Source organism: Rhizobium leguminosarum bv. trifolii WSM2297, assembly GCF_000271845.1.
Genome location: NZ_JH719395.1, coordinates 4533621 through 4560202, shown reverse-complemented (window position 1 = coordinate 4560202; position 26582 = coordinate 4533621). Strand labels below are relative to the sequence as shown.

General features: G+C 61.3%; 26 protein-coding genes. 8 read left to right on the top strand and 18 right to left on the bottom strand.

Annotated features, from left to right (window positions below; genetic code table 11):
* From RLEG4DRAFT_RS37265 to RLEG4DRAFT_RS37215, 11 genes are all read right to left on the bottom strand, one after another.
* Positions 1-624: a F0F1 ATP synthase subunit B gene (locus RLEG4DRAFT_RS37265; protein WP_003584571.1), complete on the bottom strand. Its 624-nt coding sequence runs from the start codon at positions 622-624 to the stop codon at positions 1-3.
* A gap of 77 nt (positions 625-701) precedes the next feature.
* A complete protein-coding gene (locus RLEG4DRAFT_RS37260) occupies positions 702-929 on the bottom strand; it encodes a F0F1 ATP synthase subunit C (RefSeq protein WP_003545854.1) in 228 nt (75 codons plus the stop codon).
* Positions 930-997: 68 nt separating this feature from the next.
* The gene (locus tag RLEG4DRAFT_RS37255; RefSeq protein WP_003584570.1) at positions 998-1750 is read right to left on the bottom strand and encodes a F0F1 ATP synthase subunit A; all 753 of its coding nucleotides are present in this window, start codon (positions 1748-1750) and stop codon (positions 998-1000) included.
* A gap of 63 nt (positions 1751-1813) precedes the next feature.
* Positions 1814-2152 (bottom strand): AtpZ/AtpI family protein, encoded by a 339-nt coding sequence (locus RLEG4DRAFT_RS37250; RefSeq protein ID WP_003584568.1) that lies wholly within the window; start codon positions 2150-2152, stop codon positions 1814-1816.
* A 271-nt stretch (positions 2153-2423) separates the two neighbouring features.
* Positions 2424-3635, bottom strand: a complete 1212-nt coding sequence (locus RLEG4DRAFT_RS37245) for a cell wall hydrolase (RefSeq protein ID WP_051040932.1) — start codon at positions 3633-3635, stop codon at positions 2424-2426.
* Between the two features lie 336 nt (positions 3636-3971).
* Positions 3972-5870, bottom strand: a complete 1899-nt coding sequence (locus RLEG4DRAFT_RS37240; RefSeq protein ID WP_003584564.1) for a potassium transporter Kup — start codon at positions 5868-5870, stop codon at positions 3972-3974.
* An 18-nt stretch (positions 5871-5888) separates the two neighbouring features.
* Positions 5889-6866, bottom strand: a complete 978-nt coding sequence (locus tag RLEG4DRAFT_RS37235) for a magnesium transporter CorA family protein (RefSeq protein ID WP_003584563.1) — start codon at positions 6864-6866, stop codon at positions 5889-5891.
* 402 nt (positions 6867-7268) lie between these two features.
* Entirely contained in the window at positions 7269-8480 is a 1212-nt protein-coding gene (locus RLEG4DRAFT_RS37230; RefSeq protein WP_003584561.1) for an Mrp/NBP35 family ATP-binding protein, read from the bottom strand.
* Between the two features lie 88 nt (positions 8481-8568).
* On the bottom strand, positions 8569-8967 hold the full coding sequence (locus RLEG4DRAFT_RS41100; protein WP_171898265.1) for a hypothetical protein: 399 nt from the start codon (positions 8965-8967) through the stop codon (positions 8569-8571).
* A 153-nt stretch (positions 8968-9120) separates the two neighbouring features.
* Positions 9121-9855, bottom strand: coding sequence for a LuxR family transcriptional regulator (locus tag RLEG4DRAFT_RS37220; RefSeq protein ID WP_003584560.1), 735 nt, complete (start codon positions 9853-9855; stop codon positions 9121-9123).
* A gap of 179 nt (positions 9856-10034) precedes the next feature.
* A complete protein-coding gene (locus RLEG4DRAFT_RS37215; protein ID WP_037095061.1) occupies positions 10035-10832 on the bottom strand; it encodes an IclR family transcriptional regulator in 798 nt (265 codons plus the stop codon).
* A 105-nt stretch (positions 10833-10937) separates the two neighbouring features.
* Between RLEG4DRAFT_RS37215 and RLEG4DRAFT_RS37210 the strand changes: the two genes are divergently transcribed.
* The 5 genes from RLEG4DRAFT_RS37210 to RLEG4DRAFT_RS37190 all read left to right on the top strand — a co-directional run bounded on the left by RLEG4DRAFT_RS37210 (position 10938) and on the right by RLEG4DRAFT_RS37190 (position 14984).
* On the top strand, positions 10938-11699 hold the full coding sequence (locus tag RLEG4DRAFT_RS37210) for an SDR family NAD(P)-dependent oxidoreductase (RefSeq protein ID WP_037094592.1): 762 nt from the start codon (positions 10938-10940) through the stop codon (positions 11697-11699).
* Positions 11699-12613 (top strand): 2-dehydro-3-deoxygalactonokinase, encoded by a 915-nt coding sequence (locus RLEG4DRAFT_RS37205; RefSeq protein WP_003584555.1) that lies wholly within the window; start codon positions 11699-11701, stop codon positions 12611-12613. The genes RLEG4DRAFT_RS37210 and RLEG4DRAFT_RS37205 overlap by 1 nt, the downstream gene beginning before the upstream one ends.
* A gap of 13 nt (positions 12614-12626) precedes the next feature.
* Positions 12627-13268 carry a 2-dehydro-3-deoxy-6-phosphogalactonate aldolase gene (locus RLEG4DRAFT_RS37200; RefSeq protein ID WP_037095060.1) on the top strand — a complete coding sequence of 214 codons (642 nt, stop codon included), beginning with the start codon at positions 12627-12629 and terminating at the stop codon, positions 13266-13268.
* Positions 13265-14152, top strand: a complete 888-nt coding sequence (locus RLEG4DRAFT_RS37195; protein ID WP_003584553.1) for an SMP-30/gluconolactonase/LRE family protein — start codon at positions 13265-13267, stop codon at positions 14150-14152. Before RLEG4DRAFT_RS37200 ends, RLEG4DRAFT_RS37195 begins: the two co-directional genes overlap by 4 nt.
* Before the next feature lie 223 nt (positions 14153-14375).
* Positions 14376-14984 (top strand): PRC-barrel domain-containing protein, encoded by a 609-nt coding sequence (locus tag RLEG4DRAFT_RS37190; RefSeq protein WP_003584551.1) that lies wholly within the window; start codon positions 14376-14378, stop codon positions 14982-14984.
* Positions 14985-15127: 143 nt separating this feature from the next.
* Here the strand turns inward: RLEG4DRAFT_RS37190 and RLEG4DRAFT_RS37185 are convergent, their stop codons facing one another.
* Together RLEG4DRAFT_RS37185 and RLEG4DRAFT_RS37180 are read right to left on the bottom strand one after the other, a co-directional pair.
* Complete coding sequence (locus tag RLEG4DRAFT_RS37185) at positions 15128-16498, bottom strand: putative bifunctional diguanylate cyclase/phosphodiesterase (RefSeq protein ID WP_003584550.1); 1371 nt, start codon at positions 16496-16498, stop codon at positions 15128-15130.
* Between the two features lie 182 nt (positions 16499-16680).
* Positions 16681-18405 (bottom strand): response regulator, encoded by a 1725-nt coding sequence (locus RLEG4DRAFT_RS37180; protein WP_003584548.1) that lies wholly within the window; start codon positions 18403-18405, stop codon positions 16681-16683.
* Between the two features lie 184 nt (positions 18406-18589).
* Here RLEG4DRAFT_RS37180 and mutL point away from each other — a divergent pair, with 184 nt between their 5' ends.
* On the top strand, positions 18590-20392 hold the full coding sequence (mutL, locus tag RLEG4DRAFT_RS37175) for a DNA mismatch repair endonuclease MutL (RefSeq protein ID WP_003584546.1): 1803 nt from the start codon (positions 18590-18592) through the stop codon (positions 20390-20392).
* Positions 20393-20488: 96 nt separating this feature from the next.
* The gene (locus RLEG4DRAFT_RS37170; protein ID WP_003584544.1) at positions 20489-20719 is read left to right on the top strand and encodes a DUF2093 domain-containing protein; all 231 of its coding nucleotides are present in this window, start codon (positions 20489-20491) and stop codon (positions 20717-20719) included.
* 110 nt (positions 20720-20829) lie between these two features.
* Here the strand turns inward: RLEG4DRAFT_RS37170 and RLEG4DRAFT_RS37165 are convergent, their stop codons facing one another.
* The 3 genes from RLEG4DRAFT_RS37165 to RLEG4DRAFT_RS37155 form a co-directional block, all read right to left on the bottom strand.
* The gene (locus RLEG4DRAFT_RS37165) at positions 20830-21747 is read right to left on the bottom strand and encodes a sugar ABC transporter substrate-binding protein (RefSeq protein WP_003584542.1); all 918 of its coding nucleotides are present in this window, start codon (positions 21745-21747) and stop codon (positions 20830-20832) included.
* Positions 21748-21826: 79 nt separating this feature from the next.
* Positions 21827-22591, bottom strand: a complete 765-nt coding sequence (locus RLEG4DRAFT_RS37160) for an ATP-binding cassette domain-containing protein (RefSeq protein ID WP_003584540.1) — start codon at positions 22589-22591, stop codon at positions 21827-21829.
* Positions 22588-23646, bottom strand: a complete 1059-nt coding sequence (locus tag RLEG4DRAFT_RS37155; protein ID WP_003584538.1) for an ABC transporter permease — start codon at positions 23644-23646, stop codon at positions 22588-22590. Before RLEG4DRAFT_RS37155 ends, RLEG4DRAFT_RS37160 begins: the two co-directional genes overlap by 4 nt.
* A 99-nt stretch (positions 23647-23745) precedes the next feature.
* Between RLEG4DRAFT_RS37155 and RLEG4DRAFT_RS37150 the strand changes: the two genes are divergently transcribed.
* The gene (locus tag RLEG4DRAFT_RS37150; protein WP_003584536.1) at positions 23746-24630 is read left to right on the top strand and encodes a GntR family transcriptional regulator; all 885 of its coding nucleotides are present in this window, start codon (positions 23746-23748) and stop codon (positions 24628-24630) included.
* A 43-nt stretch (positions 24631-24673) separates the two neighbouring features.
* On the opposite strand, the gene lpxK is transcribed toward RLEG4DRAFT_RS37150, so the two are convergent.
* Both lpxK and RLEG4DRAFT_RS37140 read right to left on the bottom strand, forming a co-directional pair.
* A complete protein-coding gene (gene lpxK / locus RLEG4DRAFT_RS37145; protein WP_003584535.1) occupies positions 24674-25747 on the bottom strand; it encodes a tetraacyldisaccharide 4'-kinase in 1074 nt (357 codons plus the stop codon).
* A 106-nt stretch (positions 25748-25853) separates the two neighbouring features.
* Positions 25854-26576: an HAD family hydrolase gene (locus tag RLEG4DRAFT_RS37140; protein ID WP_003584533.1), complete on the bottom strand. Its 723-nt coding sequence runs from the start codon at positions 26574-26576 to the stop codon at positions 25854-25856.
* Positions 26577-26582: the final 6 nt, after the last annotated feature.

Genomic DNA, 26582 nt, shown 5'->3' with positions numbered 1-26582 from the left:
TCAAGCCTCCTTCTTGGCGGCCGCGACGGCGGCGGCGACATCGGCCTGGGCGACGGTGCCGCCGATCAGCTGATCGACCACGGCAGCCGCGGTTTCCTCGGCAATGGTGCCGACGTCGGCAAAGGCTTTGGCCTTGATTTCGCCGATGCGCAGCTCGGCAGCCTTGATCTTTTCAGACAGGCTCGCCTCGACAGCGCGGCGATCCTCTTCGGCCTTGGCCTTGGCGGCATCGCGTGCGGCGGCGCCGATCGCGTTGGACTTGGCGCGGGCAGCGGCCAGTTCACCTTCATAGGTCTGGACGGCGGCGTCGGCTTCCGCCTTCAGGCGGCCTGCTTCTTCCAGATCCTGGGAAATACGCGTATGACGCTGATCGAGGATGGCCCCGATGCGCGGCGCGATGACCTTTTGCATGAGCAAATAGAAGACGCCGAACGTGATCACCAGCCAGAGCAGCTGGGATGCGTAGGTCGTCGAATCGAAAGGCGGGAACGGGCCGCGCGCGTGTTCGCCTTCGGCAACACCGGTCTCGGTATGGACCTCGCCTGCGGCCGGAGCGGCATGCGCATCCGTACCCGTCGCTGCCGCCGGTGCTTCTTCAGCGTAAGCCGGGGTCACAAAAAACATTCTCACCTCCAGGTGGACTGCAAATGCAAAGGATCACGGCTTGCGGTGGCAGGCCGTGATCCATCTATTCGCCGATATCAGACGGCGAAGAGGAGGAGGAGAGCGACGAGCAGCGAGAAGATGCCCAGAGCTTCCGTAACGGCGAAGCCGAATACCAGACGGCCGAACTGGCTGTCAGCGGCAGACGGATTGCGCAGTGCGCCGGAGAGGTAGCTGCCGAAGATATTGCCGAGGCCGAGAGCCGTACCGGCCATACCAAAGCAAGCCAGGCCTGCACCGATGTACTTTGCTGCTTCCGCTTCCATGTTGAACTCCTTTGAAATGGTTGTTGCGGCGAATGACTGACGCCCTGGAGACGTCGTTGTCGTTATCCTTAGTGCCCGCCCGGATGGATTGCGTCGTTGAGGTACATGCAAGTCAGCACCGCAAAGACGTAAGCCTGAAGGAAGGCGACGAGGAACTCGAGACCGGTCAGGGCGACGGTCATGATGAGGGGAAGAACTGCGCCGCCGACACCGACTGCACCGAGGGCTCCAAGCGAGGCGACGAAGCCTGCGAACACCTTCAGCGTGATGTGACCGGCGAGCATGTTGGCGAAAAGACGAACCGAGAGCGAAATCGGACGGGACAGGAAGGAAATGATTTCGATCGAGACGACCAGCGGCAGCAATATGCCCGGCACGCCCGAGGGCACGAAAACATTTAGAAAATGGAAACCGTGCTTATAGAAGCCGTAGACGAGAACCGTGCCGATGACGAGGATCGCCAGCGCGAAGGTGACGATGATCTGGCTGGTAATCGTGAAGAAATACGGGAACATGCCGAGCAGGTTCGCCGTCAGCACGAACATGAAGAGCGAGAAGACCAGCGGGAAGAATTTCATTCCCTGCTTGCCGGCGCCTTCCTTCAGCATGTTGGCGATGAATTCATAGGACATTTCCGCGACCGACTGCGAACGACCCGGCACGATGGCGCGGTTCGAGGTGGCGAAATAGAGGAAGCCTACAGCCACGGCGGCCGAAGCGGCCATGAAGAGCGATGCGTTGGTGAACGAAAAATCAATTCCGCCGATTTCGATCGGCACAATCTTGAAGATCTGGAACTGATGAGTCGGATCGTTGGACACCGCTTGTTCTCTCTCTTTGGCCCGCAGGACGCGGGGTCATTGCACTGGACCGGGAACCGGTCCTTATTTCTTGTCGTCCTTATCGTCCAGGGGATGGGCCACCACCCCCGCAGAACGCAGCACGTTCAGAACGCCGGCACAGAATCCGAGAAGCAGAAGAACAATCATCCCCCAAGGCGCCGTGCCAACAAAACGGTCGAGAACATAGCCAAGAACGGCACCGACGATGATCGCGGCAATGAACTCGCTGGAAAGCTTCATCGCCTGGGCATAACCTTTGCGGCTTACCTCGGCTTGGGCCTCGCTTGCATGTTCCACTCCCGCCTCAGCGCGCTTGGTCGCGAGTTTCGCTTCCAGTTGCGCACGGCGCTTCTCAAGACTTTCCTCGCGGTCATCCGCCATGGATCTCTCCTCGCCTGCCCGTCGCCCGCACTCCCGCTACCCCGGTCATTCGGACCCCGGACGCGAAGGTTGAGACCCTTCCGGCCCGTTCTGAAGTCGCGCGCAACATAGTTTTAGGGATTGGTATAGTCAAGGCGTAGACAGCTTCTGTCCAGCCAGAAAATAATTTCGTCGAATCAAAGAGATAAGTCGATTTTGGGTCGATCTCTTAAATTCGATGGAAAGAATCCGCTTTTAAGCCACGGAAATCGGCTTGCGCCGGCGATTTATCTCAGCTCCAGCCGCCGCCATAGGTGCGATAGAAGACGTGAAGACCGATGCGGCCGACCTTTTCCATAGTCTTTGCCCATTTGGGCCTGACATAGACGGCATGGTAATGCGTCGCCGAGCCCACCTGCGGCAGCCAGATCTTGCCTGATGTCACCGCCATCGCCACATCGCGGGCCATCCGCCAGTGATATTCCGAGTTCACCCTGTCCTTGATGCTGTCGCAGGCGAAGGAAAACTGGCAGCGATTGCGCCAATCCTCGTTCTGGTAGACGACGCCGCAGATGGATTTCGGATAGGAAGGGTTACGGACGCGGTTGAGGATGACCTGGGCAACGGCCGCCTGACCCTTCACCGATTCTCCCCGCGCTTCGAAATAGATGCCCGAGGCAAGGCATTGCTGTTCGCGGGCGGAAAAGACGCTCGGCGACAATATGCTAGCGGCCCAGGCATGGTCGTGCGGACCGATCTCCGGAACGAAGCGGCCGCTGTCCTGATCGGTCAGAATCGAATCAAAGGGCGACTGGCGGGAATAGTCGGGTGCGGCCGGCCCATAGGCGGTGGCCAGCACATCAGCCTTGTCGTTGGTAACGAGGCTTGCGAGCATCGCCGGCACGCCATTATCGGTCACCACTGGCTGCTTCTTATAGAAAGAAGTGGCGATCTCGATTTCCTTGCCCTGGATCTTTGGCTTGACGAAAGCCGACCTGTCCTTGAGATCGAAGTTCGGGGTGAAGAGCATCCTGGTGCGCTCAAGGATCGAGCCCGCGGAAAAATCCTTCGGCGGCTGCATCCTCTCAACGGCGACGACGCGGCCTTTCTTGGTGCCGCGGTTGACGCGATCCTCGTCGGGCGTGTCTTCGTGGCCCTTATCCTTGGCGTTAAAGGCAACCTTGCGGCCATCGGGAAGCACCATGCCGGCGCCTGAGGAGATCGAACCCGTCACCGCCGGATCGGCGAAGGCAAGTTCGGCTTGATGGATCGAGCCGGCCGGCGAATTGGTCAGCACCATGCGCCAGTTCTGCCCCTCCCGGTCGAGACCGGCGAGCATGGCGGCGAGATCGGCATGAGATGCAACACTCGGGAAGATCAGCCAGCCGGCGAGCCCGAAGATTGCGGGCGACACCCAATTCTCGGGAAGAAGACGCAGCTTGCTACGGGGAGAGCTCTTTCGACGCAACACCAACTCCGGGCATGGAACGCGGGAACATTCCATAATAAATCCCGCATTAACCTTGACGTCCGGTTAACGGGGCGTGCCGGAATGTGACCATGCGAAGTTTTGCATGTTCTAATGTGGCTGACAGTTTCGGCCATCCGGAGCCGCTGCGCTCTTCATGACCCCATATCTATTGATGTGGCTCCGTAAGGCGAGTTCGGCAGGAACGCATCCCCAATCTCCGTCGTCCTCGGCCTTGAGCCGAGGACCCATGCCACAGTTACTGGTGGATGCCGTGTGGATGCTCGGCTCAAGGCCGAGCATGACGGAGGACGAGGTGGCGGAGGGGCCATTCAAAGCGCGGCACCCACGTCAGCAATGTCATCCCACCCATCAAATAATAACGTGCGACCCCAGTTCCACCACGCGGTTGGCCGGCAGGCGGAAGTAGTCCGACGGATTGGCGGCGGCGTTGGCAAGCGCGATGTAGAGCCGGTCCTGCCAATAGGGCATGCCCGACTTGGCGTCCGGCACCAGCTTGCGGCGGCCGAGATAGAAGGAGGTCGACATGATGTCGAACTTCAGCCCGGTCTTGCGCAGGGTCGCCAGGGCCTGCGAGACATTTTGCGATTCCATGAAGCCGAACAGCAGTTCGACGCGGGAGAAGCGCTCGGAAATCTGCTCGACCTTGTAGCGGTCCTGGCTCGGGACGCGCGGCTTGTTGACGGTGCGGATCGTCAGGATGACGTTGCGGTCGTGGAGCACGTGGTTGTGCTTGAGATTGTGCAGCAGGGCGGCCGGGGCCGATTCCGGGTCGCTGGTCAGGAAGATCGCGGTGCCCGGAACCTGGGCCGGCGAATGTTCGCTCTTGCGCTCGATCGAGCTGACGAAGGAGGGGAGCGGAATATCGGTATGGCGGGTCTTTTCCATCAGGATCGCGGTGCCGCGGCGCCAGGTCCACATGATGACGGTAAAGGCGGTGGCGATCAGGATCGGGATGTAGCCGCCGTCGTGGATCTTCAACAGGTTCGCGCCGAGGAAGATCAGTTCGAGCACGACCAACGGCGCGAGCGCGATCACCGCAACCGGCAGCGACCAGTTCCAGCGGGCGCGAACGAATTCGAAGGCCATGATCGAGGTGACGACCATGGCACCGGTGACGGAAATGCCATAGGCGGTCGCCAGCGCGTCCGACGTCTTGAAACTCAGGACCAGGAAGATGACGCCGATGAACAGCACGGCATTGACCGAGGGAACGAAGATCTGCCCGGTATTGGTTTCCGAGGTGAAGAGGATTTCCATGCGCGGCAGGAAGCCGAGGTTGATGCCCTGGCGCACCATCGAGAAAGCGCCTGTGATGACGGCCTGGCTGGCGATGATCGTCGCGGCAGTCGCCAGGATGACGACCGGCAGCAGCGCCCATTTCGGATACATAAGATAGAAGGGATCGGACATCGTCGAGGGATTGCCGAGGACGAGAGCGCCCTGTCCGAGATAGTTCAGCGTCAGCGCCGGGAAAACCAGCAGGAACCAGGCCCACTGGATCGGACGCCGACCGAAATGGCCGAGATCGGCATAGAGCGCTTCGGCACCCGTCACCGTCAGGAAAACGGCGCCGAGCACGACGACGCCGTAAAAGCCCTCATGCAGCAGGAAGCTGACGGCGTAATAGGGATTGAAGGCGGCAAGGATGCCGTAATCATCCGAGATATGCGAAATGCCGGCGGCAGCCATGACGAGAAACCAGACGGCGGTGATCGGGCCGAAAAATCTCGCAACGGCGCCGGTGCCGCGCGATTGCACGACGAAGAGCAGCGCCAGGATCACCACCGAAATCGGCACGATATATTCCGAAAGCCTCGGGGTGACGAGCTTCAGGCCCTCAACGGCGGAAAGCACCGACAGCGCCGGCGTGATCATCGCATCGCCGAGGAAGAGCGCAGCGCCCATCAGGCCGAGCAGCATGAGTATGGCGGTATGGCCGTTGGCGGTCTTCATCAGAAGAGCGAGCAGCGACAGCGTGCCGCCCTCGCCCTCATTGTCGGCGCGCAGCAAAAACAGCACATATTTGATGGTGACGATGATGGTCAGCGCCCAGATCATCAGCGAGATCAGGCTGATGACCTCGAAACGGGTGACGCCGTCATGGGCGACGGGCTTCAGCGCCTCGCGAAAAGCGTAGAGCGGACTGGTGCCGATATCGCCGTAGACGACGCCGACGGAACCGAGCGCAAGATAGAACAGCTTTTTCGGCGTCATCTGGGATTCGTTCGGATGGCTCGCTTCGGACATGAAGTTGCAACAGGCTCCTCAGAGCCAGCCTTTCCAGCGGAAAAAGAAAAAGGGGATGACGGCGGATATCACCATCAGGGCCAGCGAATAGGGATAACCCGCGGCCCAGGCAAGCTCCGGCATGACCTGAAAATTCATACCATAGATGGAGGCGACCAATGTCGGCGGCAAGAACACCACCGAGGCGATCGAAAAGATCTTGATGATCGAATTCTGCTCGATGTTGATCAGACCGAGCGAAGCGTCAAGCAGGAAGGTGATGTTGCCTGCAACGAAGGCGGCATGCTCCGACAGCGACTGGATATCGCGCGACAGCGTGCGGCAGAGTTCCTTCGTCTCGCGGTCCTGCTGCACTGCCGGGATCGTGTGAAAGAAGGTCAGCAGGCGGGACAGCGACCCGAGGCTGTCGCGCACCTTGCTGATCGTCCGATGATAGCCGGCAATATCGCGCAGCTTCTCCTCGAGGTAGTTCGAGGGCTTGCGCGTCTTCTTCGCCCGGTCGCCGAAGACATGCATCGACAAGATGTCGATGCGCGAGACGGAGACCTCGAGGATCTCGGCGGTGCGGTCGACGATCGTCTCCAGCAGCTTGGCGAGAAGGGCAGCACCGCTGCGCCAGTTTTCCGGCAGCCGGTGAAGGGCGGCGATGAACAGCGCAAAGGATTTGGGATGGGCGTAGCGGATGGTGACCAGCCGGTTGCCGGCCAGGATGAAGGCGACATCGGTCAGCGTCGGTGCGTCGGTATCGGCCTTCCAGAGGAGCGAAGCGGTCATGAAAACGGCGTCGTTTTCGACATAGAGACGGGCGGAGGGCTCGATATCCTTGAGGTCGTCCCGGGTCGGAACCTCGATGCCGAGAACCTTCTCGACATAGAGCTCCTCGTCGCGGCTCGGCTCGATCATGTCGATCCATACGACATCCTCAGGGAAGGATGCGGGATGCGTCAGATCGCGGATCTCGACCGATCTGCAATTGGAACAGTAAGCGGTGATCACCGGCAGCCTTTCCATGCGACGGCCAGCGCGGCAATGCGAGGGTCGCTCGTCCCAGGTCCCGGCGGAAGCGGATCAAAAAAGTTCATACAACTCCGGCTGCATCCAACCTCGAAGGCCGGCATGCACATTGTGCTCCACCGCATCGCAGCGACCAATCCTTCGATCGACAAGACAACTCCGAACTTGCAGGCGGGCCGAGATCTTCCAAACAAGAGCGGCCGTCATTGAGCATCTGCAGCAAACGCCATCATGGCGCCGCGGCATATGCAGCAAAGCCGTGAAATAATCAAGACATCTTCCGTGAACCGCGGCTTTTCACCACGTTTCCCCCACAATTTGGGGTACTGGCGGTCGCGATTCGGCCGCCAAGAGTGTGGCTCGGAACTGCACGCCGTGGCAGACCTATTCGAAGACGATCGCCGGGGCAGGACGCAGGGGCTGGCCGCCGACCTGTTCCCAGACCTTGGCGGCGATGCCGCGATAGATGCCGGCGACGACGCCGTTCGGCTCGGAGGCGACGAGCGGCGTGCCGGCGTCGGAAGTCTCGCGGATATTCATCGTCAGCGGCACTTCGCCGAGGAAGGGCACGCCGATGCGTTCGGCCTCCTTGCGGGCGCCGCCATGGCCGAAGATGTCGTAGCGGGTGCCGGTATCCGGCGCGATGAAATAGCTCATATTCTCGACGATCCCGAGCACCGGCACCTCGACCTTGCGGAACATGTTGAGACCCTTGCGGGCATCGATCAAAGCGAGGTCCTGCGGCGTCGAGACGATGACGGCACCGGCCAGCGGCACCTGCTGGGCCATGGTCAATTGCGCGTCGCCCGTGCCGGGCGGCATGTCGACAACGAGCACGTCGAGTTCACCCCAGGCGACTTCCCGCAGCATCTGCAAGAGCGCCGACTGAACCATCGGACCGCGCCAGATCATCGCCGTCTCCTCGTCGACGAGGAAGCCCATCGACATGACCTTGAGGCCGTAATTCTCCATCGGATTGATGATCCGGCCATCGATCTGGGTCGGGCGGCCGGATATCTTCAACAACCGCGGCATCGAGGGACCATAGATGTCGGCATCGAGAATGCCGACGCGAAGGCCGTTGGCAAGCAGGCCGAGCGCCAGGTTGACGGCGGTGGTCGACTTGCCGACCCCGCCCTTGCCGGAGGCGACGGCGATGATGGCACCGATGCCGGGAACGCCGATCTTGCCGGCCCGCGGCGGCTGTTGCTGCGGCGCGTGCGATTGGCCGCCGTGGTTGTGTCCCCTGTGATCATGGCTTGTGTGATCATGACCGGCGTGATCGTGGCCGGCATGGCCATGGGGCGGGTTCGGCGCTGGACGGGCGGCGGGAGCGGCGGCGGCCTTTTTATCTGCCGTCAGTGTAACAAGGGCACCCTTGACGCCCGGCATTTCCTTGATGACGCGCTCGGCGGCGAGCCGCAGCGGCTCCAGTTCCCTGGCGCGTTCAGCCGGAACGGTGATAGAGAAATAGACCTTGCCGTCGGAGATGAAGACGTCGGACACCATGCCGAGCGCGACGATATCGTGCTCGAGATCCGGTCCACGCACGGTCTTCAACGTTTCGAGAACCTGTTCCTTGGTGACGTCGGTCATTCCACCCTCATTGCTTCTTCTCGCACGACAGCGCGCGCGTCTTTCAAGACGCAAAGGACGCTGCAGCACCTTAAATTGCCGCATGATTTTAGCCTTGATCGATTCCGATCAAGGCTAAAATCATGCAGTAGAGATAGTGGAGCCGGACGCCTTCGCCAAACAAAATCATCAGCGGGAAAATCGATTTGCCGGCTTGCAAAAAAGCGCCGGGGAGAATGGGCGATCCGTTGCGGCCATCAAGTCCGCCGGGCTTTCGCCCTGATGGCCGCAACGGTCTCCCCGAGAACCGGCGCAATCCGGGGCGAACTAGCGCAAGCCGACAAAAAGGCCAGCGAAAAATGACCGGGGAAGACCAAATCGCCAACAGCTGCGAAATGAGCGGTGCCAAAACGCAACAACCACCGCCGACACCGAAGGCCTGCTGAAAAAGCGGCATCGGCGTCGGGCAGCGGTATGCCGGCCGCGCCATTTCCTGGCGCTGGTCCAAGTCCCCTCTGGGCCTCTGGAAAAAGAGATGCAGAAAGCGTGCCAGACGGAAATTCGGCGCAAATGGCGCGAACGCGGCATGAGGACGGCCCCAACGGCCAGCATATGCCCACGCGCTGGGCGTCCGGCGAAAAACCGCCGTGCCTTTTGCACCTTATTTGATCAGGCCGATCCGCAGCGCCTTGGCCACCGCCTGGGTGCGGTTGACCGTATCGAGCTTCTTGGTGGCACGGTTCAGGTAATGATTGACCGTGTGCTCGGAGAGGGTGAGGATTTCGGCGATTTCCGCACTGGTCTTGCCGGCTGCCGTCCAATTGAGGCAATCGATTTCCCGATCGGTCAGCGTGTCCGTGATGCGCGTATCGAGATTGCGGATCTCAGCCAGCCTGTCATAGACATGGATGGCGATGTAGCAGAGCTCCCGCATCTCGGCCGGGCTGAAAGTCTCGCGGTCGCCGGCGAAAGAAATGGCGCCGCGTAGGCCGGATGGCTCATGCGTCGGAAAATAGGCGCCGCGCATCATCCGGAAACGTTCGAACAGCGCGGTGACGAGGACGGACTTGCCGTCGTCGCGTGACCAGTTCTCGCGCGTCATGTCGTAAAAGAACGGCCGCGCCGATGTTCTCAGGCGCCTCAGAACCGGGCTGTTCACCAGCAGACTCTCCTGATCGTAGAGCGCCAGAAGCTCGGCCGGCCAGCTGGTGATGACGGTGCTGCCCTGGATATCCAGCGACGTGACCGGCGGCAGATTGAGCACCATGAAGGCACGGCTGCGATAGGCTTCCGTCACGCGTTTCAGGAACCGGAAAATATCGAACTGGGTCTTCAGACCGGCTATTTCATTGATATAGTCGTCGTCTTCCGGGGATGTTTGCGACAAGGGTGCCATCACATTTCTTCATCTTCGGCACTGTGGCCGGCTCGATTGCAACGGGGAATGACGATCGTGACTGGATCACATGGAAACGGCCTCGGCGTGCAGCGTTCGGCCGGTGAGTGGTTATCGATTTCGCGGACTATCTGTAGTTGTCGTGATTCGCCGGCAAATCTCAATCTCTCCGATCGCATTTAGCGGCGCGGGCCGAGCCGAATGCGCATGTCTTCCATGATCCTCCCAGCTGCCAGCTGAACTGGAACGGCCCATTGGCTGAGAAGTTCCATCGACAGACGGTAGGCCGGGCCGGTGATCGAGATGCCGCCGATAAAGGTCCGATCCTGCGACCATAGAGGGGCGGCGACACAGCTGATGCCGGCCTCATGCTCCTCGCGGTCGAAGGCATAGCCCTGGTCAGTGATCTCGCGGATTTCGGCAAGCAGCGAGTCGGCCGAGAGATGGGTCGAGGCGGTAAATCTGACAAAGCTCAGGCCGGCGAGAAGATCGGCGAGGAGATCAGCCGGAAGCAGCGAAAGCGCGGCCTTGCCGACGCCGGTGCAGTAACAGGGCGAGGCATTGCCGATCTGCGAATACATGCGCACCGGCTGGCGTCCGTCGACCTTGTCGAGATAGATGATCGACTGCCCCCTCAAAACACCAAGATGCACCGTTTCGCCGGTCGCCTGCTGCAGATTGGCAAGGTGCGGCTCGGCAATCAGGCGGAATTCGTTGCGCGCCCAGCTGCGCGCGGCAAATTCGAGCAGGCGCAGGCCCGGCGCATAACGGCCGTCGCCATCAAGCTCAAGCAGCCCTTCCTCCACCAGATGGCTGAGCTGGCGATGCAAGGTGCCGCGCGGCTGGCCGGCAAGGGTCAGGATATCGGTGAAACGCAGCGGGGCGTCGGCATGGGTGACGAGATCGAGCAGGCCCATCAGTTTGCCGAGCGTGCCGGTCTCGCGGGTCTGCGTCATGCCATCGCTATTTGAAGTCATCGTCTCGTCCGCCCTTGACAGCAAGGCCAGCATAATTCGATAATTCCATATAGTCAAATATAGTTCCAAATAATGGAACATTGCGGAATTCATGGGGCGACGGCGATGCCAGCACAATTTCCGGAGTTCAAAGACCGAACCGTGCTGGTGACCGGTGGCGGATCGGGCATCGGTGCTTCGATCGTCGAAGGTTTCGCGCGCCAGGGCGCCAAGGTCTCCTTCATTGATATCGCCGAGGCCACGGGCCGCGCGCTCGCCGAAAACCTGTCGCGCGAGACACTCCATCCGGTTTCCTTTCACCATGCCGACCTGCGCGATATCGAGGCGATCCGGCAGACCGTCGATACCGTGGTTGCCAGTTCAGGGCCGATCCGGGTGCTGGTCAACAATGCCGCCTGGGACGACCGTCATGATTTCGACGCGGTGACCGAGGCCTATTGGGACAACAACCAGGCGGTCAATCTGCGGCATGTGTTCTTCACCTCCCAGGCAGCAGCGCCATCGATGCGGGCGGCCGGCGGCGGGGCAATCATCAATATGTCGTCGATCGCCTTCAAACTGAACATGGGCGGTTTTCCCTCCTATGCGGCGGCGAAGGCTGCGGTCGTCGGACTGACGAAGAGCATGGCGGGCAGGCTCGGGCCGGAGAATATCCGCGTCAACTGCATTCTGCCCGGCATGGTCCTCACCGACCGGCAGATGCAGCTCTGGCTGACCGATGAGAGCATCGCGCGCTCGGTCGAGCAGCAGTGCCTGAAGGTCGCGCTCAAGCCCGACGCGATCGTCGGTCCTTGCCTGTTTCTTGCATCCGACTGCGCGGCTGGAATGACCGCCCAGTCCCTGATTGTCGATGGAGGCATTCTGTAATGGTTAATCCCGCTTATGTCGCGGTGGACTGGGGCACCAGCAGCTTTCGGCTCTGGCTGATCGGCAGGGACGGCAGCGTCCTTGCCGAGCGCCGCAGCGGCGAAGGCATGACGAGTGCTGCAAAGACCGGCTTTTCCGCCGTGCTTTCAGGCCATCTCGCCGCCGTCGAGGCGCCGGAAAACCTGCCGGTGATCGTCTGCGGCATGGCCGGCGCACGGCAGGGCTGGGTGGAGGCCGGTTATATCGACGTGCCGGCCCCGCTCGCCTCGATCCTGACTGCGGCGGTCTCCGTGCCCGGCGAAAGCCGCGACATCCGCATCCTGCCGGGGCTTGCCCAGCGGGATACGTCGACACCCGACGTCATGCGCGGCGAGGAGACCCAGCTTCTCGGCGCGCTCGGCGGCGCAAGCGCGGGCGCGCAGGCGGTCTGCATGCCCGGGACGCATTCGAAATGGGTGCATGTCAGCGACGGCAAGGTCACCGGCTTTTCAACCTTCATGACCGGCGAGCTTTTCGACGTCATCAGCAAACACACGATCCTTTCGCATGCCGTTGTCGACGCCGAGGAGCAGCCGGCCGATGCAGCGACCTTCGAGGCGGCGGTCTCGGCGGCTTTCGCGCGCCCCGCGCTTGCTTCCAACCTGCTCTTTACCGCCCGCTCGGGCCAGCTCCTGCACGGGATCTCGGCCGCATCAGCGCAGGCCCGGCTCTCCGGCACGCTGATCGGCCTCGAAATCGCCGGCGCGCTGCAGGATGCAGCCAACTCGGGCATCACGCTGGTCGCTTCCGGGCGCCTGCAGGCGCTCTACGAACAGGCCTTCAAAACCCTCTCCCTGACCTTCACCGCCATAGATGCCGACGCCGCCGTGCGCCGCGGGCTTTCGGCCGCCGCCGAAGCCATCTGGCCGAATTGAGAAAGCCGACATGATGAACCGTATCCCCTTCCCCGACATGAAACGCCCGCTGATCGCCATCCTGCGCGGCATCCGACCCGACGAGACCGAAAGCGTGGTCGGCGCCTTGATCGACAATGGCCTGACGGCAATCGAGATCCCGCTCAATTCGCCGGAGCCGTTCAAATCCATCGAGATCGCCGCCAAGATGGCGCCGGCCGAGGTGCTGATCGGCGCCGGAACGGTGCTGACGGTCGAGGCGGTCGACAGCCTGAACGCCGCCGGCGGCACGCTGCTCGTCACGCCGAATGTCGAGCCGGAGGTGATCATCCGGGCGCGCGGATACGGCATGGTGACGATGCCCGGCGTCTTCACGCCGACCGAGGCGCTCGCGGCAGCGCGCGCCGGCGCCACCGGTCTCAAATTCTTTCCCGCGAGCGTGCTTGGCCCTTCCGGAATCACGGCGATCCGGGCGATCCTGCCGCCGGAACTGACGATTGCCGCCGTCGGCGGCGTGTCCGACAAGAATTTCGGCGATTATACCAAGGCCGGCATCTTCGCCTTCGGTCTCGGCACCAGTCTCTACAAGCCGGGAATGACCGCATCAGAGGTTGCCGAGCGCGCCAAGGCGACCATTTACGCCTATGATGCAGCCACTGGGAGCGTGAACGTATGACCGACATCTACGAGTTCGAGGGCAAGACCCTTTGCAACACCAATTCCGTTCTCGGCGAAGGCCCGACCTATGATCCGGACAGCAATACCGTCTGGTGGTTCAACATCCTCGGCAAGGAACTGCACGAGCTCAATCTTTCGACGGGCGCGAAGAAGGTGCATCCCCTGCCCGCCATGGCGAGCGTACTTGCCCGCATCGACGCCAAACGGCAGCTGATCGCAACGGAAGAAGGGCTTTTCGTCCGCGATGTGGCGAGCGGCAACCTCACCTTCTACGCCGCGCTCGAAAACGACCGGCCGGAAAACCGTTCGAACGACGGCCGCACCCATCCTTCCGGTGCGCTGTGGATCGGCACGATGAGCAAGCGGGCGGAAAACCAGGCCGGCGCCATCTATCATGTCGCTCACGGCAAGGTGACGAAGATCTTCAACGGCATCAGCATCCCGAATTCGATCTGCTTCTCGCCCGACGGCACCATCGGCTATTACACGGATTCCCGCCTCAACCGGCTGATGCGCGTCATGGTCGATCCGCACACCGGCCTGCCCTCCGGCGAGCCGATCGTGCTGGTCGACAGCGCCAACGAGCCCGGCGACATCGACGGCTCGGTGGTCGATGCCGATGGTTACATCTGGAATTCGCGCTGGGGCGCCGGCGTCGTCGACCGATACAATCCCGATGGCCTGCGCATCTCGCGCTACAAGGTTCCCGCCGTCCAGCCCTCCTGCCCCGCCTTCATCGGCGTCAATGCCGACCGGCTGGCAGTGACGACCGCCTGGGAGGGCCTCGACGAGGATGCCCGTTCGGCGCAGCCGAGCGCCGGCGCGCTGCTGGAACTCGGCATCGACGTCAAAGGCGTGTTCGATCCGGTCTATGTGATCTGAAAATGGCGATGTGAATTTTGCCTGCGAGGGGCGCTCCGGACTGGAGCGCCTTTTCTCGTTTCGGTTGCCGCACCTTGATAAATGTTCCGTGAGAATCGAGAAATTTTCCGTGTTTTCAACCGGAACCAATCGGCGCACCAGTCATTTTCCTTTCGAACCGGCGCGGCAATGAGACGATATTGCCGGGTCAAGACCACACTAGGGAAATGAAAGTAGGTTCGAAATGACACGCAAACTCTTGACGACCGTTGCCGCTGGCGCACTGTTTGCCACGGCTTTCGCACCGGCGGCATTCTCGCAGACAGCCCCGAAGCCGGCCGATCCAGCCGCTACGACCCAGGCGGCTCCCGCCGATCCGGCAGCACCGAAGCCGCCCATCACCCCTGATGTCACCAAGCCCGCAGGCGATGCCGCACAGGCACCGGCCGCAGCACCGACAGCAGATACGGCTCAGGCCGGTTATATCACGGAGCAGGCTCCGGACCAGGTCAGCGCCAACACCTATATCGGCCAGTCCGTCTATAACGGCAACAATGAAAGCATCGGCAGCGTCAATGACCTGATCCTCAAGAAGGATGGTGGCTTTGTTGCTGCAATCGTCGGCGTCGGCGGCTTCCTCGGTATCGGCGAAAAGAATGTCGCTGTCCCGATGGAAAAGATCACCGTCGCCCAGAATACCCAGGACGGCAGCGTCAAGCTGACGACAAGCGAAACGGCTGAATCGCTGAAGGCCGCACCTGAGTTCAAGACGCTGGCCATGCAGTCGGCCGAAAAGGCCCCGGCTGCGACCGGCACCGATACCACGGCAACCGGCTCGACAACGCCTAAGTAAATTGGCGTTGGAAGCTGGAGCCAGATAAACCGCGCGCGCGGTAGTATAGCGTAGGCGATGGCGCTCCTAGGGGCGCCATCACTTTTTGCTGGGTCGTTCGTTAGAGCATGATGTCGCGCGAAAACCGCGCGCACGTTTCGGCGTCATGCTCTAGCGCTGACACGCTCCACCGTGGCCGGATCGTAGTAATTCTCGTGCAGAAAGCGCAGCGTGGCGATCCCGTCCGCCGGGCGGCCGAAGTGATAGCCCTGGCCCATGCCGCAGCCGAGCGTGCGCAGCTTTACTGCCTCGGCATAATCCTCGATGCCCTCCGCCACGACTTCCAGCTCCAGGCCGTCGCACATGGTCAGGATCGCCTTGATGATATGTTCGGAGGCGCGGTCGGAGTTGATGCGGGAGACGAAGGCGCGGTCGATCTTGATCTTGTCGAAGATGAAGTCGCGCAGGCGCCCGAGGCTCGATTGGCCGGTGCCGAAATCGTCGAGCGAAATACGCACGCCGGCGGCGCGCAGATCGGCAATGATGCGGTGGGCGGTATCGGCCGAACTCATCACCGCGGTCTCGGTGATTTCCAGCTCCAGGCGATGCGGATCAAAGCCGACGCGGCCGAGGATCGACAGGATGCTGCCGCTGGTGCCCGGATCCATCAGCTGGGCCGAGGAGAGATTGAACGACAGGAAGAGTTCGCGCGGCCAGGAAAGGGCGGCTTCAGCAGCCTTGCGCAGCAGTGCCTCCGACAACGCGTCGATGAAGCCACGCTCTTCGGCGAGCGGCACAAAGACGCCGGGCGAGACAAAGCCGAGATCCGGATCGTTCCAGCGGGCGAGCGCCTCGAAGCCGACGACCTGGTTGTTGGAGAGCGAGACGATCGGCTGGAAATGCACGTCGATCGCGTCGGAGATGATGGCGTTTCTGAGCGCCTGCTCCAGCTGCGTCGCCCGCTTCATTTCCTGGGCGATCTCGCGCGAATAGACGGTGACCTGGCCGCGGCCGCGGCGCTTGGAACGGTAAAGCGCGGTTTCCGCACTCTTCAGCAGTTCCTCGCAATCTTCTCCGGCAAAGGGATAGATGGCAAAGCCGAGCGAGGCGGAGAGACGGACGTTGCGGTCGCCGAGATCATAGGGGGCCGACAACACCTCGCGGATCATCTGGCCGAATTTCTCGGCACTCGCCCGCTCGAAAATCAGCGGCAGCACGAAGGCGAATTCATCTCCATCATGGCGGGTGACCAGCGCGCCATCGGGAATGCAGGCCCGGAGGCGATGGGCGACCTGGCAAAGGATTTCATCGCCGGCGGCCGAGCCGAAAAGATCGTTGATCGGTTTGAAACTGTCGAGATTGGCGATGCCGATGGTGAAGGGGGCCGGGTCGCTGGCGCGCTCGGAAGAGATCTGCAACACCTTGTCCCGCATGCGATTGCGGTTTCCCAATCCGGTCAGCGGATCGGTATAGGCCATCGCCTGAAGCTCATTCTGACCGACGGTCAAGAAAGCTAAGTCCGCCGATTTCATCATCCACCCGAGCTTTCCCGCGCCAGGCAAAGAATGACCGGTATGTCTTAACAATTTGATAGTAAATCAGCAGGCATTGCTCCTAGAACCACCCCAGATTCCGGGAGTTGACGGGTGGCCCCGGCTAAAGTTCATGGTTTTAAGCCGTCAGCTCGGAACCGCTGCACATATCCTGATGATATGCATCAGCCTCGCGCCCGCATGGCCTCATCCATCAGATGCCTCTGGAAGATGGCCTCGAGCATATCGGGGCTGACGGGTTTCATGATGACATCGTCCATGCCTGCTTTGACGCATTCGGCGCGGTCTCGTTCGAAGGCCTGAGTGAGCACGCCGATGATCGGGGTGCGGCTTGCGCCGCCGGTTTCCTCCATCTGCCGGATGAGCCGGGCCGCCTCGAAGCCGTTGAAGCCCGGCAGCGAAATATCCATCAGCACGATCTCGGGCCGGTGCTCGGCCCACAGCCGCACGGCCTCATCGCCGGTCGCCGCGATCATATGGCGATAACCAAGGCCCTCGAGGATCTGCGAGAAAACGATCTGGTTGATATCATTGTCTTCGGCGACGAGAACCTGCAGGCCGACGACATCGTCGGAAATGCTGATTTCCCAATCCGAATCCGCAGCGGCGCCGCCATTGCGGCTGTTGCGGTTGAAATGGCGGGCGATCTGGAAGGTGAGTTCGTTGGCGATCTGGAAACCGTCCATAACAAGCGCCGGGATCCCGTATTGCTCGGCAAGCTCGAGGCAGCGCATGCCCATCTGGTTGTCGATGATCAAGAGATCGAGCGAGATGCCGGAGGAAGTGGCGATTTCCAGGAACCGCTCCTCCTCGTCCTCGCCGCGCACCGAGCAGGATTCGAAACCGTATTTCGACAGCGTCCGCAGCGCGGCGGTCTCGGCGGCAAGGTCGGCCGTGACGACGAGGACCTTGCGGCCGGAGAAATTCTCCGGAACGATCGCTTCCATTGCCGCCGGCTCGCGGCGCTCGACGGCACTCGGCACCGGCACATAGGCGCGGCGATAGCTTTGATTGCTTGAGGTGGTGATCGCCGATGCCCGGCCGAACTCGTCGAGATCGGCGCCGTCGCGCGGCAGATCCTGCATTGTCGACACCAGGAAATAGCGGCCCGGCTTGCCGATGCGGTGCTTGCGGCTGACAATATCGCGCTCGATGCCGTCGCGGGAGATCTGCCGCTGGCGGGAGACGGACATCTCGCCGGTCTCCAGCACATGACGATCGCTTTCCTCGAAGCGCTTGGCGATCTCTTCCGAGAAGAGATCGGCGCTCTTGCGCCCGAGCACCTCGTCGGCGGTGGTCTGATATTTCTCGCAAAAGGCGAGGTTGACCGCGACATAGGTGAGATTGCGGTCCTTCACGAAGAGCGGGAACGGTAGATTGTCGAGAATGTCCTCGGTGAGCTGCACACGCTCCAGATCCGAGCGCCATTGCTCTTCGCGCTTCTTGTCTTCGGAAATATCGGAAATGATGGTGACGCCGTAACCGCCGGGCAGCCTGCGTTTGACGAAACGCACCCAGCTGTCGGCAGCGTGGCGCTCGACGACGTCGAAGCGCTCGCGCCAATGCGAGGCGATTTTCTGCGACAGCCAGTCCTCGCGGCTCAGCGAGCCGCGCTGCTTGACGTCATATTGCTGGCGAATGCCGGTGTCGTAGACCGCGCCGAGGAAATCGCGAAGCCGCGTGCCGGGCTTCAGCATCTCCGGCGGCAGCGGGAAGAATTCCAGCGTCTGGCGGCTGGCGAAGATCAGATGATCGTTCTTGTCATAGATGATGAAAGCTGCCGAAAGGCTGTCGCACACCACATCGAAAAGCGCCGTCTGCAGATCGGCTACGGCGGAAATCCCGTCGGTTTCCGATGATGTGTCCGCCTTTTCGAAGCCGGCACTCATTCTCTTGCGTCCCACATCTGTTCGATTTCGAAAGGTTCCGGAGGTATATGATTAGAAATGCCATTTTTATGTTAAAACCGGCTTAACATTAGCGACCCCCAAATTTGCGGGAGCCTCGGATCACGCTTTGGGAAAGCCTATCGAAGCCCCTTCCCTCCGGCCCACGAATCCTCGAAAATAGCCCATGGCCATCAGACAGCTTTCCGAAACGCTCATCAACCAGATCGCCGCCGGCGAAGTCATCGAACGGCCGGCGAGCGCTGCCAAGGAACTGATCGAAAACGCGCTCGACGCCGGCGCGACGCGCATCGAGATCGCCACATCGGGCGGCGGCAAGGCGCTGCTGCGGGTCAGCGACAACGGCTCGGGCATGGATGCGGCCGATCTGGAACTGGCGGTCAGGCGCCACTGCACCTCGAAATTATCGGAGACACTCGAGGATATCCGCACACTCGGCTTCCGCGGCGAGGCGCTTCCCTCGATCGGCTCGGTGGCAAGGCTCAGCATCGCCAGCCGCAGGCGCGACAGCGCCGGCGGCCACGAGATCGCCGTCAACGCCGGCAAGATCGCGCATTTGCGTCCGGCCGCCGCCAATCCCGGCACGATCGTCGAAGTGCGCGATCTGTTCTTCGCCACCCCTGCGCGGCTCAAATTCCTGAAGACCGAGAAGGCCGAGGCCGGCGCCATTACCGAGATCGTCAAGCGTATGGCGATCGCCTTTCCAGCCGTGCGCTTCGTGCTGTCTGGCTCGGACCGCACGACGCTGGAATTTCCGGCGACCGGCGACGATCACTTGGCGCGCATGGCGCAGGTGCTCGGCAAGGAATTCCGCGACAACGCCATCGCGCTCGACGCCCTGCGCGAGGAGATCTCGCTCACCGGCTTTGCCGGCGTGCCGACCTTCAATCGCGGCAACTCCGCCCATCAATATGCCTTCGTCAACGGCCGGCCGGTGCAGGACAAGCTGATCCTCTCGGCGATCCGCGGCGCCTATGCCGAGACGATCCCATCAGGCCGCCATCCGGTGGCGGTGCTGGCGATCAGCCTCGATCCCGCCCTCGTCGACGTCAACGTGCATCCGGCGAAATCCGACGTGCGGTTCCGCGACCCCGGCCTGGTGCGCGGCCTGATCGTCGGCGCCATCCGCGAGGCTTTAGCGCGCGACGGCAGCCGGGCGGCAACGACCGGAGCAAGCGACATGCTGCGCTCCTTCCGCCCCGGCTTTCAGCCGCAGACGCAGCGGCCGCAGACGGCGTGGTCGGCCGAGACCTCGCCGTCGCGGCCCTACCAGCCGGCAACGGGTCTCGGTGAACGGCCGCAGGCCTCCTTCGACGGGCTATCGATGCCGACGGCGCGGGCCGAGCCGCAGTTTTCGCCGCAGCCGGCAGCACCCGACACCACCGCGCGTTATCCGCTCGGCGCGGCGCGGGCGCAGGTCCACGCTAATTATATCGTCGCCCAAACCGAGGACGGGCTTGTCATCGTCGACCAGCACGCCGCGCACGAGCGGCTGGTGTTCGAGGCGATGCGCAAGGCGCTGCATTCCAAGCGGCTGGCTTCGCAGGTGCTGCTCATCCCCGAGATCATCGACATTCCGGAAGAAGATTGCGACCGGCTGATGCAGCATGCCGCCGAGCTTTCCGAACTTGGCCTGGCGATCGAGCGGTTCGGCCCCGGGGCAATCGCCGTGCGCGAGACGCCGGCCATGCTCGGCGAGGTCGATGCGCATGGCCTGATCCGCCAGCTTGCCGACGAGATTGCCGAATGGGACACGGCGTCGGGCCTGTCGGCCAAGCTCGAATATGTGGCGGCGACGATGGCCTGCCACGGATCGGTGCGCTCCGGACGGCGGCTGCGGCCAGAGGAAATGAACGCACTGCTGCGGGAAATGGAAGTGACACCAGGCTCCGGCCAGTGCAATCACGGCCGGCCGACCTATATCGAATTGAAGCTCAGCGATATCGAGCGGCTTTTCGGCAGAAGCTAAAAAAGCTGGAAAAGCAGCCTGTGCGGGAGTATGGCAGACTAAAGCGGCGCAGTTTGCGCGACATGCTTTAATGACAGGCTGCAGGGAACGGAGCATATGAATTTGTTCGAAGGGCACGGAAACCGCGAGGCGAAGATTCGCTATCTCGATGGCGATTTCCAGATTATCTCGCCCGGCTCCTATGTCGTCTGCGTGATGACCGGAAAACAGATCCCGCTCGACGAGCTGCGCTATTGGAGCGTCGCCCGGCAGGAACCCTATGCCGACGTGATCTCGGCAATCGAAGCCGACAAACGCGCCGGCGTGCTGCCGAACCAGCGGCGCTAAAACGCCGCCGCATTCGAGGGACCACAGGTCCGGCCCGCCCCATGAAGGACGGGCCGTTTACTAACAAGCTCCATATGCGCTCTTTGCAAATTGCACGGAGCGGCAACGGTTTACTTGAATTTTGCCATGTTCTCAGGCGTCACGAGCGCAGCGCCAGAGTCAATCAAAGACTCAACCTTCTCTCCGCGGATCGATTTTACCAGCGCATCCACACCGAGTTCGGCCATTTTGGTGGGAAACTGCGCGACCGACGCATCCTCTATTCCATTCTTCATCGCCTCCTCTTCGCCGCAGCAAAAATCGAAACCGACCAGCACAATCTTGTCATTGGCAGTACCAGCGTTCTTGATCGCGCGTGCCGCGCCGGCAGCGGGCGGGCCGCAGGCGGCATAAATCGCCTTGATATCCGGGTTTTTCGTCAACAGATCCTCGGCGACACTGATCCCGAGCTCCTCGGTACAGTTTGTCGCGCCTTTCCCGACGATCTTGACGTCAAGTCCGTTTAGTCCTTCAAGCATGCCTTTCACACGGTCATCAAGCGCTGGCACGCCAGGCACGCCCTCGAGAATCCCGAGCGTGTCGCCGGCATGAAGGACGGTTTTGAGATATTCCCCAGCGATTTTGCCTGCGGCGAAATTATTGGTCGTGGCCAGCGCAGTCCTGCCGTTCCAGTCCGGAATATTGTTATCCATCAGGACGACCTTGATACCGGCCGCTACCGCCTTGTCCAGGGCGGTGGATACGGTGGGATCGACTGGCGTAAGGGCAATGCCCTGCACGCCTCGTGTTACCATCGACTCGATCTGTGCAATCTGGCCCTCGATGTCGGTTGCGGACGTCCCTTGGCCATAGATTATCTCGACGCCGGGATTTCTCTTTGCATAATCTTTGGCTGCGTTCTCCATTGTCGCGAAGAACGGTACAGGGAATTTTGTTATAAAGCCGAGCTTCACCGGCTCCTGCGCCAGGCACGGGACTACAGCGACGACCAGGAGCGCAACAGCTCCCAGCAGGGATTGCGATTTCATGATTACACCTCCCATGTTTCGACCGCCCTCCTCTAGAGCGGCCTCGTTGTCCGCTGCCTCCAACGAAGCAGCGATCTCCTTAAGCCTCCGCGCCGACAATCATCGCGACAATGTCCTGCTTGTTCGCGTCCGTTGGCTTCACTTCACCCACCTTGCGACCCTGCCGCAGGACAACCGCTCGATCAGCGATTTCGACGACGTGCTCCATATTGTGGGTGATGATGATCACGGCATTGCCGTCGGCTTTGAGCTGACTGATAATGTCAAGAACCTGGCGAGACTCGCGAAGACCGAGGGCGGCCGTTGGTTCGTCAAGAATTACCAGCTTACGTGCAAAAACAATGGCGCGCGCGACCGCGATCGCCTGTCGCTGTCCCCCAGACATCAGCGCCACCGGAGCATCGAACCTCGGCAGCTTAACCTTCAGGCGATCGATGACGCTCGCCGCTTCCCGCTTCATTTCGCCCGTGTTGAGAAACCGGAGCGGACGCGGCAACCAGGAGGGGAAAGAGATTTCTCGCCCGCAGTAGAAATTCTGTGCGGGGGTCAGGTTGTCGAAAAGCGCCAGGTCCTGATAGACGGTTTCAATCCCGGCGCGGCGGGCGGCCGCCGTTGAATGGAGCGACACCGGAGCACCATCCACGAGGATCTCTCCTTCGTCGAGACTATGAAGCCCGCTGATGCATTTGACGAGCGTCGACTTGCCGGCGCCATTGTCACCCAGGAGAGCAGTTACCTGACCCGAATAAGCATCAAAGCTCACATTTTTCAGGGCATGGATGGCGCCAAAGCGCTTCTGGGCGTTTCGAACAGAAAGTGCCGGTGTGGTGGGCGCCGGGTTCATTGGACTCTCGCCGATTGGAGCACGCGTGCACGCGCCTCGAGATGGTTTCGAAGCACGTCCGCCTCTACGGCGATGACGATGACGAGGCCAATCGCAATCATCTGAAAGAAGACGTCGATGCCGAGAAGGTTCAGGGCATTGCGGATGACGCCGATCAGCACGGCGCCCATCAGGGCGTGCCCGAGGTGACCTCGTCCGCCAAGGAAGCTGGCGCCACCGACAATCACCGCAGCAATCGTGTCGAGTTCCAGGAGATTGCCGTAGATCGGCGAGGCGGCGCCCGTCCGGCCGGCAAGCAGCACCGCGCCGACACCGGCGCAAAAGCCGGAAACGATGTAGGTCGACAGCAGAACGCCCCTTACCGGTATACCCATGCTTCTGGCGGCGTTCGGCGACCCGCCGACCGCATAGATCCACCGGCCGCAGACCATCGACTTCGTCAGGATCAGAAAAAGAAGTCCGAACATCCCGACGACAAAAAAGGAATTGGGCACACCAAGCGTCGTACTCCCACCGATCGCGGTCACCGCATCCGGCATGCCGCGCATGGTCGTGTGGCCGGGCGCCAATGCAAGTGCCACACCGCGGCAGATGCTCAAGGTTGCCAGTGTAATGATAAAGGGGTGTGGCAGCCGACCATAGACAAAGACCACCCCGTTGATTGCGCCAACGGCAGCACCTGCAAGGAGCATGGCCATAATGACGATGAATGAGGAATCAACCTGCTGGTAGACAAGTCCGCCGATGACCGTCGCCAGCGCGAGATTCGAGCCGACCGACAGGTCGATGCCGCGCGTCAGGATAACGAGTTGCTGGCCCATTGCCACAACAGCGATCACTGCTGTCTGCGCCAGAATGTTCCCCAGGTTAACGGGCTTTAGAAAAGCCGGCGTGATCACACTGACGACGACGATGAGCATGATGAGGATCAGTAGTGGGCCAAGGCTCAATAGCTTCAGCCCCAGTGTGACGCCTGACTGTCTCGGATGGAGGGTTGCATCCTGCGAACCATCTGGCCGAGACGAATTCTGCGGCAGAGTCCCCGAGTTTTCCAAATCCCCCTAGCCTCCCCTGTTTTTTATACATAAGAAACATATGATACACGTACGTCAACTTGTTTTTTATGGATAGATAACCATACCGGGAGTTGTGTTATGAGAACGGATGCGACCTTCAAGCGGGCGTTCAATGATATGATCGACATCATTCGGACACTCGATCTCGGGAAGGAATTGCCCTCCGAAAATGCTCTGCGCGCGCAGCTTGGCGTGAGCAGGACAACGGTGCGGAAGGTGCTGGCAGGGATGGCGGCCCGCGGGATCGTCATTTCCGAAGCGCACAGGTGGATCATACGCGAGCAGCCACTGCAGATAGAACGCTATCCGCAGGCAGAGACCTTGGCAATTTCGGAACAGGTCGAGACAAGTTTCATGGAATGGATGCTGCGGGGCGACGTCTGTCCGGGCACAGAAATCAATGAGGCAGAGTTAGCTCGGCAATTCGGCGCCGCGACAACGCTCGTCCGTGAATTTCTCAATCGATTTCAGAAATATGGGTTAATCGAAAAGCGCCAGAATGCAGGCTGGGTTTTTAAAGGGTTCACAGCCAGTTTCGCACTCGAATTGTTCGAGATCAGAGAGATGTTCGAAATGCGCTCCGCACGGCAGTTCCCTGCCCTGCCCGACAACTCGCCCGTCTGGAAGCAGATCCAATCTATGCGGGCCGCACATTTGGATCTGCTCGCGGATATTGACAATCGATTTCAGGATTTCTCGGAACTGGACAGTCGATTCCACCGGCTGATTACGGCGGTTGCGCCAAACCGCTTTATCGAGAGCTTCCAAGACGTGATAACTATGGTCTTCCACTATCACTATCAGTGGAACAAGCGTGATGAACGCGGGCGGAATGAAGTCGCAATCAAGGAACATCTCGCGCTGATCGACGCGCTCGAAAGCCGCAATATCGCGCTGATCGATCGCGCATGTCGGTTGCATCTGACTTCCGCCCGCGAAACTTTGCTTCACTCGATTGCGTGATAGCGTTGCGTGTCCCGATGTGCAGGAGACCGTTTGTCGCCTGTTAGAGCGGCTGAGCCTTTCCTGAAATTGCTTTACCCCCCGCCTTTATTTCCCTGAGACGCCGTTCGCGGCAGGCGACGATCGCCCGGTCGATGATCAGGCTCGGGGCGAGGTGATCCTCGAAGACCATGTCGACCTCGATGACCCGGCACTTTTCGGCGAGCTGTGCCGCCTTGCCGGGATGGCCGGAGAGACGGACAAAGTCCTTTGAGGTGGTGACGATCAGGAGGCCCTGACGCTCGGCGGTCGTCAGGATGTCGTCGATCTCGTCCTCGGTCAGGTGCTCGTGGTCGCCGAAGCTCTTGGCAACTGTGATTTCGGCGCCGCGCGATTCGACGGTGCGGAAGAATTTGGCGGGATCGGCGATGCCGGCGAAGGCGAGCACTTTGGTGCCGGCGAGCGTATTGTCGCCGCGCACTCTCAGCGATGCGGTGAAATAGGGCTTTGCGGCGCGCGCCGCCATGCGGACGATCCTGTCGGCGGCATTGCCGCCGCCGACCTTCAACAGGGCGGTGGCCGAACGCAGTTGCTGGCGGATCGGCGCGCGGACCGGGCCGCCCGGCACGATATGGCCGTTGCCGAGGCCGCGGGTCGCGTCGATGACGAGCAGGGCATAGTCGATCGCCAGCCGGGCGCTCTGAAAACCGTCGTCCATAATGATGAGATCGGCGCCCTCCGCCACCAGACGCTGAGCCCCGTCGACGCGCCGGCGGGAAATCACCGTCAGCGCCTCCTGAGCCAGCAGCAGCGGCTCGTCACCGACGGCAACCGCCCGGTGATGATCTGGATCGACCACAGTCGTCACATCGAGCGAACCGCCGTAACCCCGGCTGAGAAAACCCGGTTTCAGCCCTTTCGCCTTGGCGGCACGGGCGATGGTCAGCGCCGTCGGCGTCTTGCCGGCGCCGCCGACGGTGAAATTGCCGACGCAGATGACCGGGATGGCAACGGAGGCGCGGCGCGCATGGGCCATGCGATGGCCGGCGATACGACCGTAGAGAAAGGAAACCGGCAGCAACAGCCAGGCCCGCCAATCGGCTTTCCTCCACCAGAACGGCGGCGCTTCGGATATCATCTTGCCGTCCTGCTCCCCTGCCCGCCTTTATCGCGGCCAGACCCCTGCTTTTCTCGACAGGCCGGATTGAGAAGCCAAAACCGGTGAAAATGCAAGCCCTTACCGGTCAGGCGGGCTGCAAGTCCGGCAGCAATGCCTCGAGCGCGGTGATATCGTCGAGCACATGATCGGCAGCGGCGGCAAGCGAATCGCGTGAACCGGTGCCGGTCAGCACCGCGATCCTGAGGCCTGTTCCGGCATTCAGCCCCATGTGCAGATCGTGATTGTTGTCGCCGACCATCGCCACTTCCTCGGGCGAAAGACCGGTTGCGGCGCAGAAACCGAGCACCATGCCAGGCTCCGGCTTGACGCCGAAACCGCTGTCATATCCGGCGATGTAGTCGACATAACGGGCGAAGCCGAAACGTTCCGCCGTCTGGCGGATCGAGCGTTCATTGTCGCTGGAGGCGACGCCGAGCTTGAATCCGCGCCGATGCAGCCTTGCGAAGAAACCGGCGAGATCGGTCACCGGCACGGAAAATTCAGCAGCGTTGGAAAACAGGTCGTCGAGGCGCACTATCAGTTGCTCGACATCGACCATCGAGCCGGCGGCAATGAGACCCTCGGCAATCTGTCGGGTATTGCCGGCGGCAAGCAGGCTGTCGGGAACGATATGGCCGCTGACGGGATCCATGCCGCAGGCAGACAGCAGCCGGTCGGCGAGAAGCGGGTCGCCTTCAGCGGCGATGCGGGCAAGCTCGCGGTTCACCGGCAGCCAGCTCTCGTCATAGTCGAGCAGCGTGCCGTCCTTGTCGAAGAGAATGCCTTTGATAAGGGATGCTGCCGGCATGATATA

Coding starts and splice junctions, on each gene's coding strand:
- RLEG4DRAFT_RS37265 (WP_003584571.1), bottom strand. CDS start 624: ATGTTTTTTGTGACCCCGGCTTACGCTGAAGAAGCACCGGCGGCAGCG.
- RLEG4DRAFT_RS37260 (WP_003545854.1), bottom strand. CDS start 929: ATGGAAGCGGAAGCAGCAAAGTACATCGGTGCAGGCCTGGCTTGCTTT.
- RLEG4DRAFT_RS37250 (WP_003584568.1), bottom strand. CDS start 2,152: ATGGCGGATGACCGCGAGGAAAGTCTTGAGAAGCGCCGTGCGCAACTG.
- RLEG4DRAFT_RS37245 (WP_051040932.1), bottom strand. CDS start 3,635: ATGGAATGTTCCCGCGTTCCATGCCCGGAGTTGGTGTTGCGTCGAAAG.
- RLEG4DRAFT_RS37240 (WP_003584564.1), bottom strand. CDS start 5,870: ATGTCCGAAGCGAGCCATCCGAACGAATCCCAGATGACGCCGAAAAAG.
- RLEG4DRAFT_RS37230 (WP_003584561.1), bottom strand. CDS start 8,480: ATGACCGACGTCACCAAGGAACAGGTTCTCGAAACGTTGAAGACCGTG.
- RLEG4DRAFT_RS37220 (WP_003584560.1), bottom strand. CDS start 9,855: ATGGCACCCTTGTCGCAAACATCCCCGGAAGACGACGACTATATCAAT.
- RLEG4DRAFT_RS37215 (WP_037095061.1), bottom strand. CDS start 10,832: ATGACTTCAAATAGCGATGGCATGACGCAGACCCGCGAGACCGGCACG.
- RLEG4DRAFT_RS37210 (WP_037094592.1), top strand. CDS start 10,938: ATGCCAGCACAATTTCCGGAGTTCAAAGACCGAACCGTGCTGGTGACC.
- RLEG4DRAFT_RS37205 (WP_003584555.1), top strand. CDS start 11,699: ATGGTTAATCCCGCTTATGTCGCGGTGGACTGGGGCACCAGCAGCTTT.
- RLEG4DRAFT_RS37200 (WP_037095060.1), top strand. CDS start 12,627: ATGAACCGTATCCCCTTCCCCGACATGAAACGCCCGCTGATCGCCATC.
- RLEG4DRAFT_RS37195 (WP_003584553.1), top strand. CDS start 13,265: ATGACCGACATCTACGAGTTCGAGGGCAAGACCCTTTGCAACACCAAT.
- RLEG4DRAFT_RS37190 (WP_003584551.1), top strand. CDS start 14,376: ATGACACGCAAACTCTTGACGACCGTTGCCGCTGGCGCACTGTTTGCC.
- RLEG4DRAFT_RS37185 (WP_003584550.1), bottom strand. CDS start 16,498: ATGATGAAATCGGCGGACTTAGCTTTCTTGACCGTCGGTCAGAATGAG.
- RLEG4DRAFT_RS37180 (WP_003584548.1), bottom strand. CDS start 18,405: ATGAGTGCCGGCTTCGAAAAGGCGGACACATCATCGGAAACCGACGGG.
- mutL (WP_003584546.1), top strand. CDS start 18,590: ATGGCCATCAGACAGCTTTCCGAAACGCTCATCAACCAGATCGCCGCC.
- RLEG4DRAFT_RS37170 (WP_003584544.1), top strand. CDS start 20,489: ATGAATTTGTTCGAAGGGCACGGAAACCGCGAGGCGAAGATTCGCTAT.
- RLEG4DRAFT_RS37165 (WP_003584542.1), bottom strand. CDS start 21,747: ATGAAATCGCAATCCCTGCTGGGAGCTGTTGCGCTCCTGGTCGTCGCT.
- RLEG4DRAFT_RS37160 (WP_003584540.1), bottom strand. CDS start 22,591: ATGAACCCGGCGCCCACCACACCGGCACTTTCTGTTCGAAACGCCCAG.
- RLEG4DRAFT_RS37150 (WP_003584536.1), top strand. CDS start 23,746: ATGAGAACGGATGCGACCTTCAAGCGGGCGTTCAATGATATGATCGAC.
- lpxK (WP_003584535.1), bottom strand. CDS start 25,747: ATGATATCCGAAGCGCCGCCGTTCTGGTGGAGGAAAGCCGATTGGCGG.
- RLEG4DRAFT_RS37140 (WP_003584533.1), bottom strand. CDS start 26,576: ATGCCGGCAGCATCCCTTATCAAAGGCATTCTCTTCGACAAGGACGGC.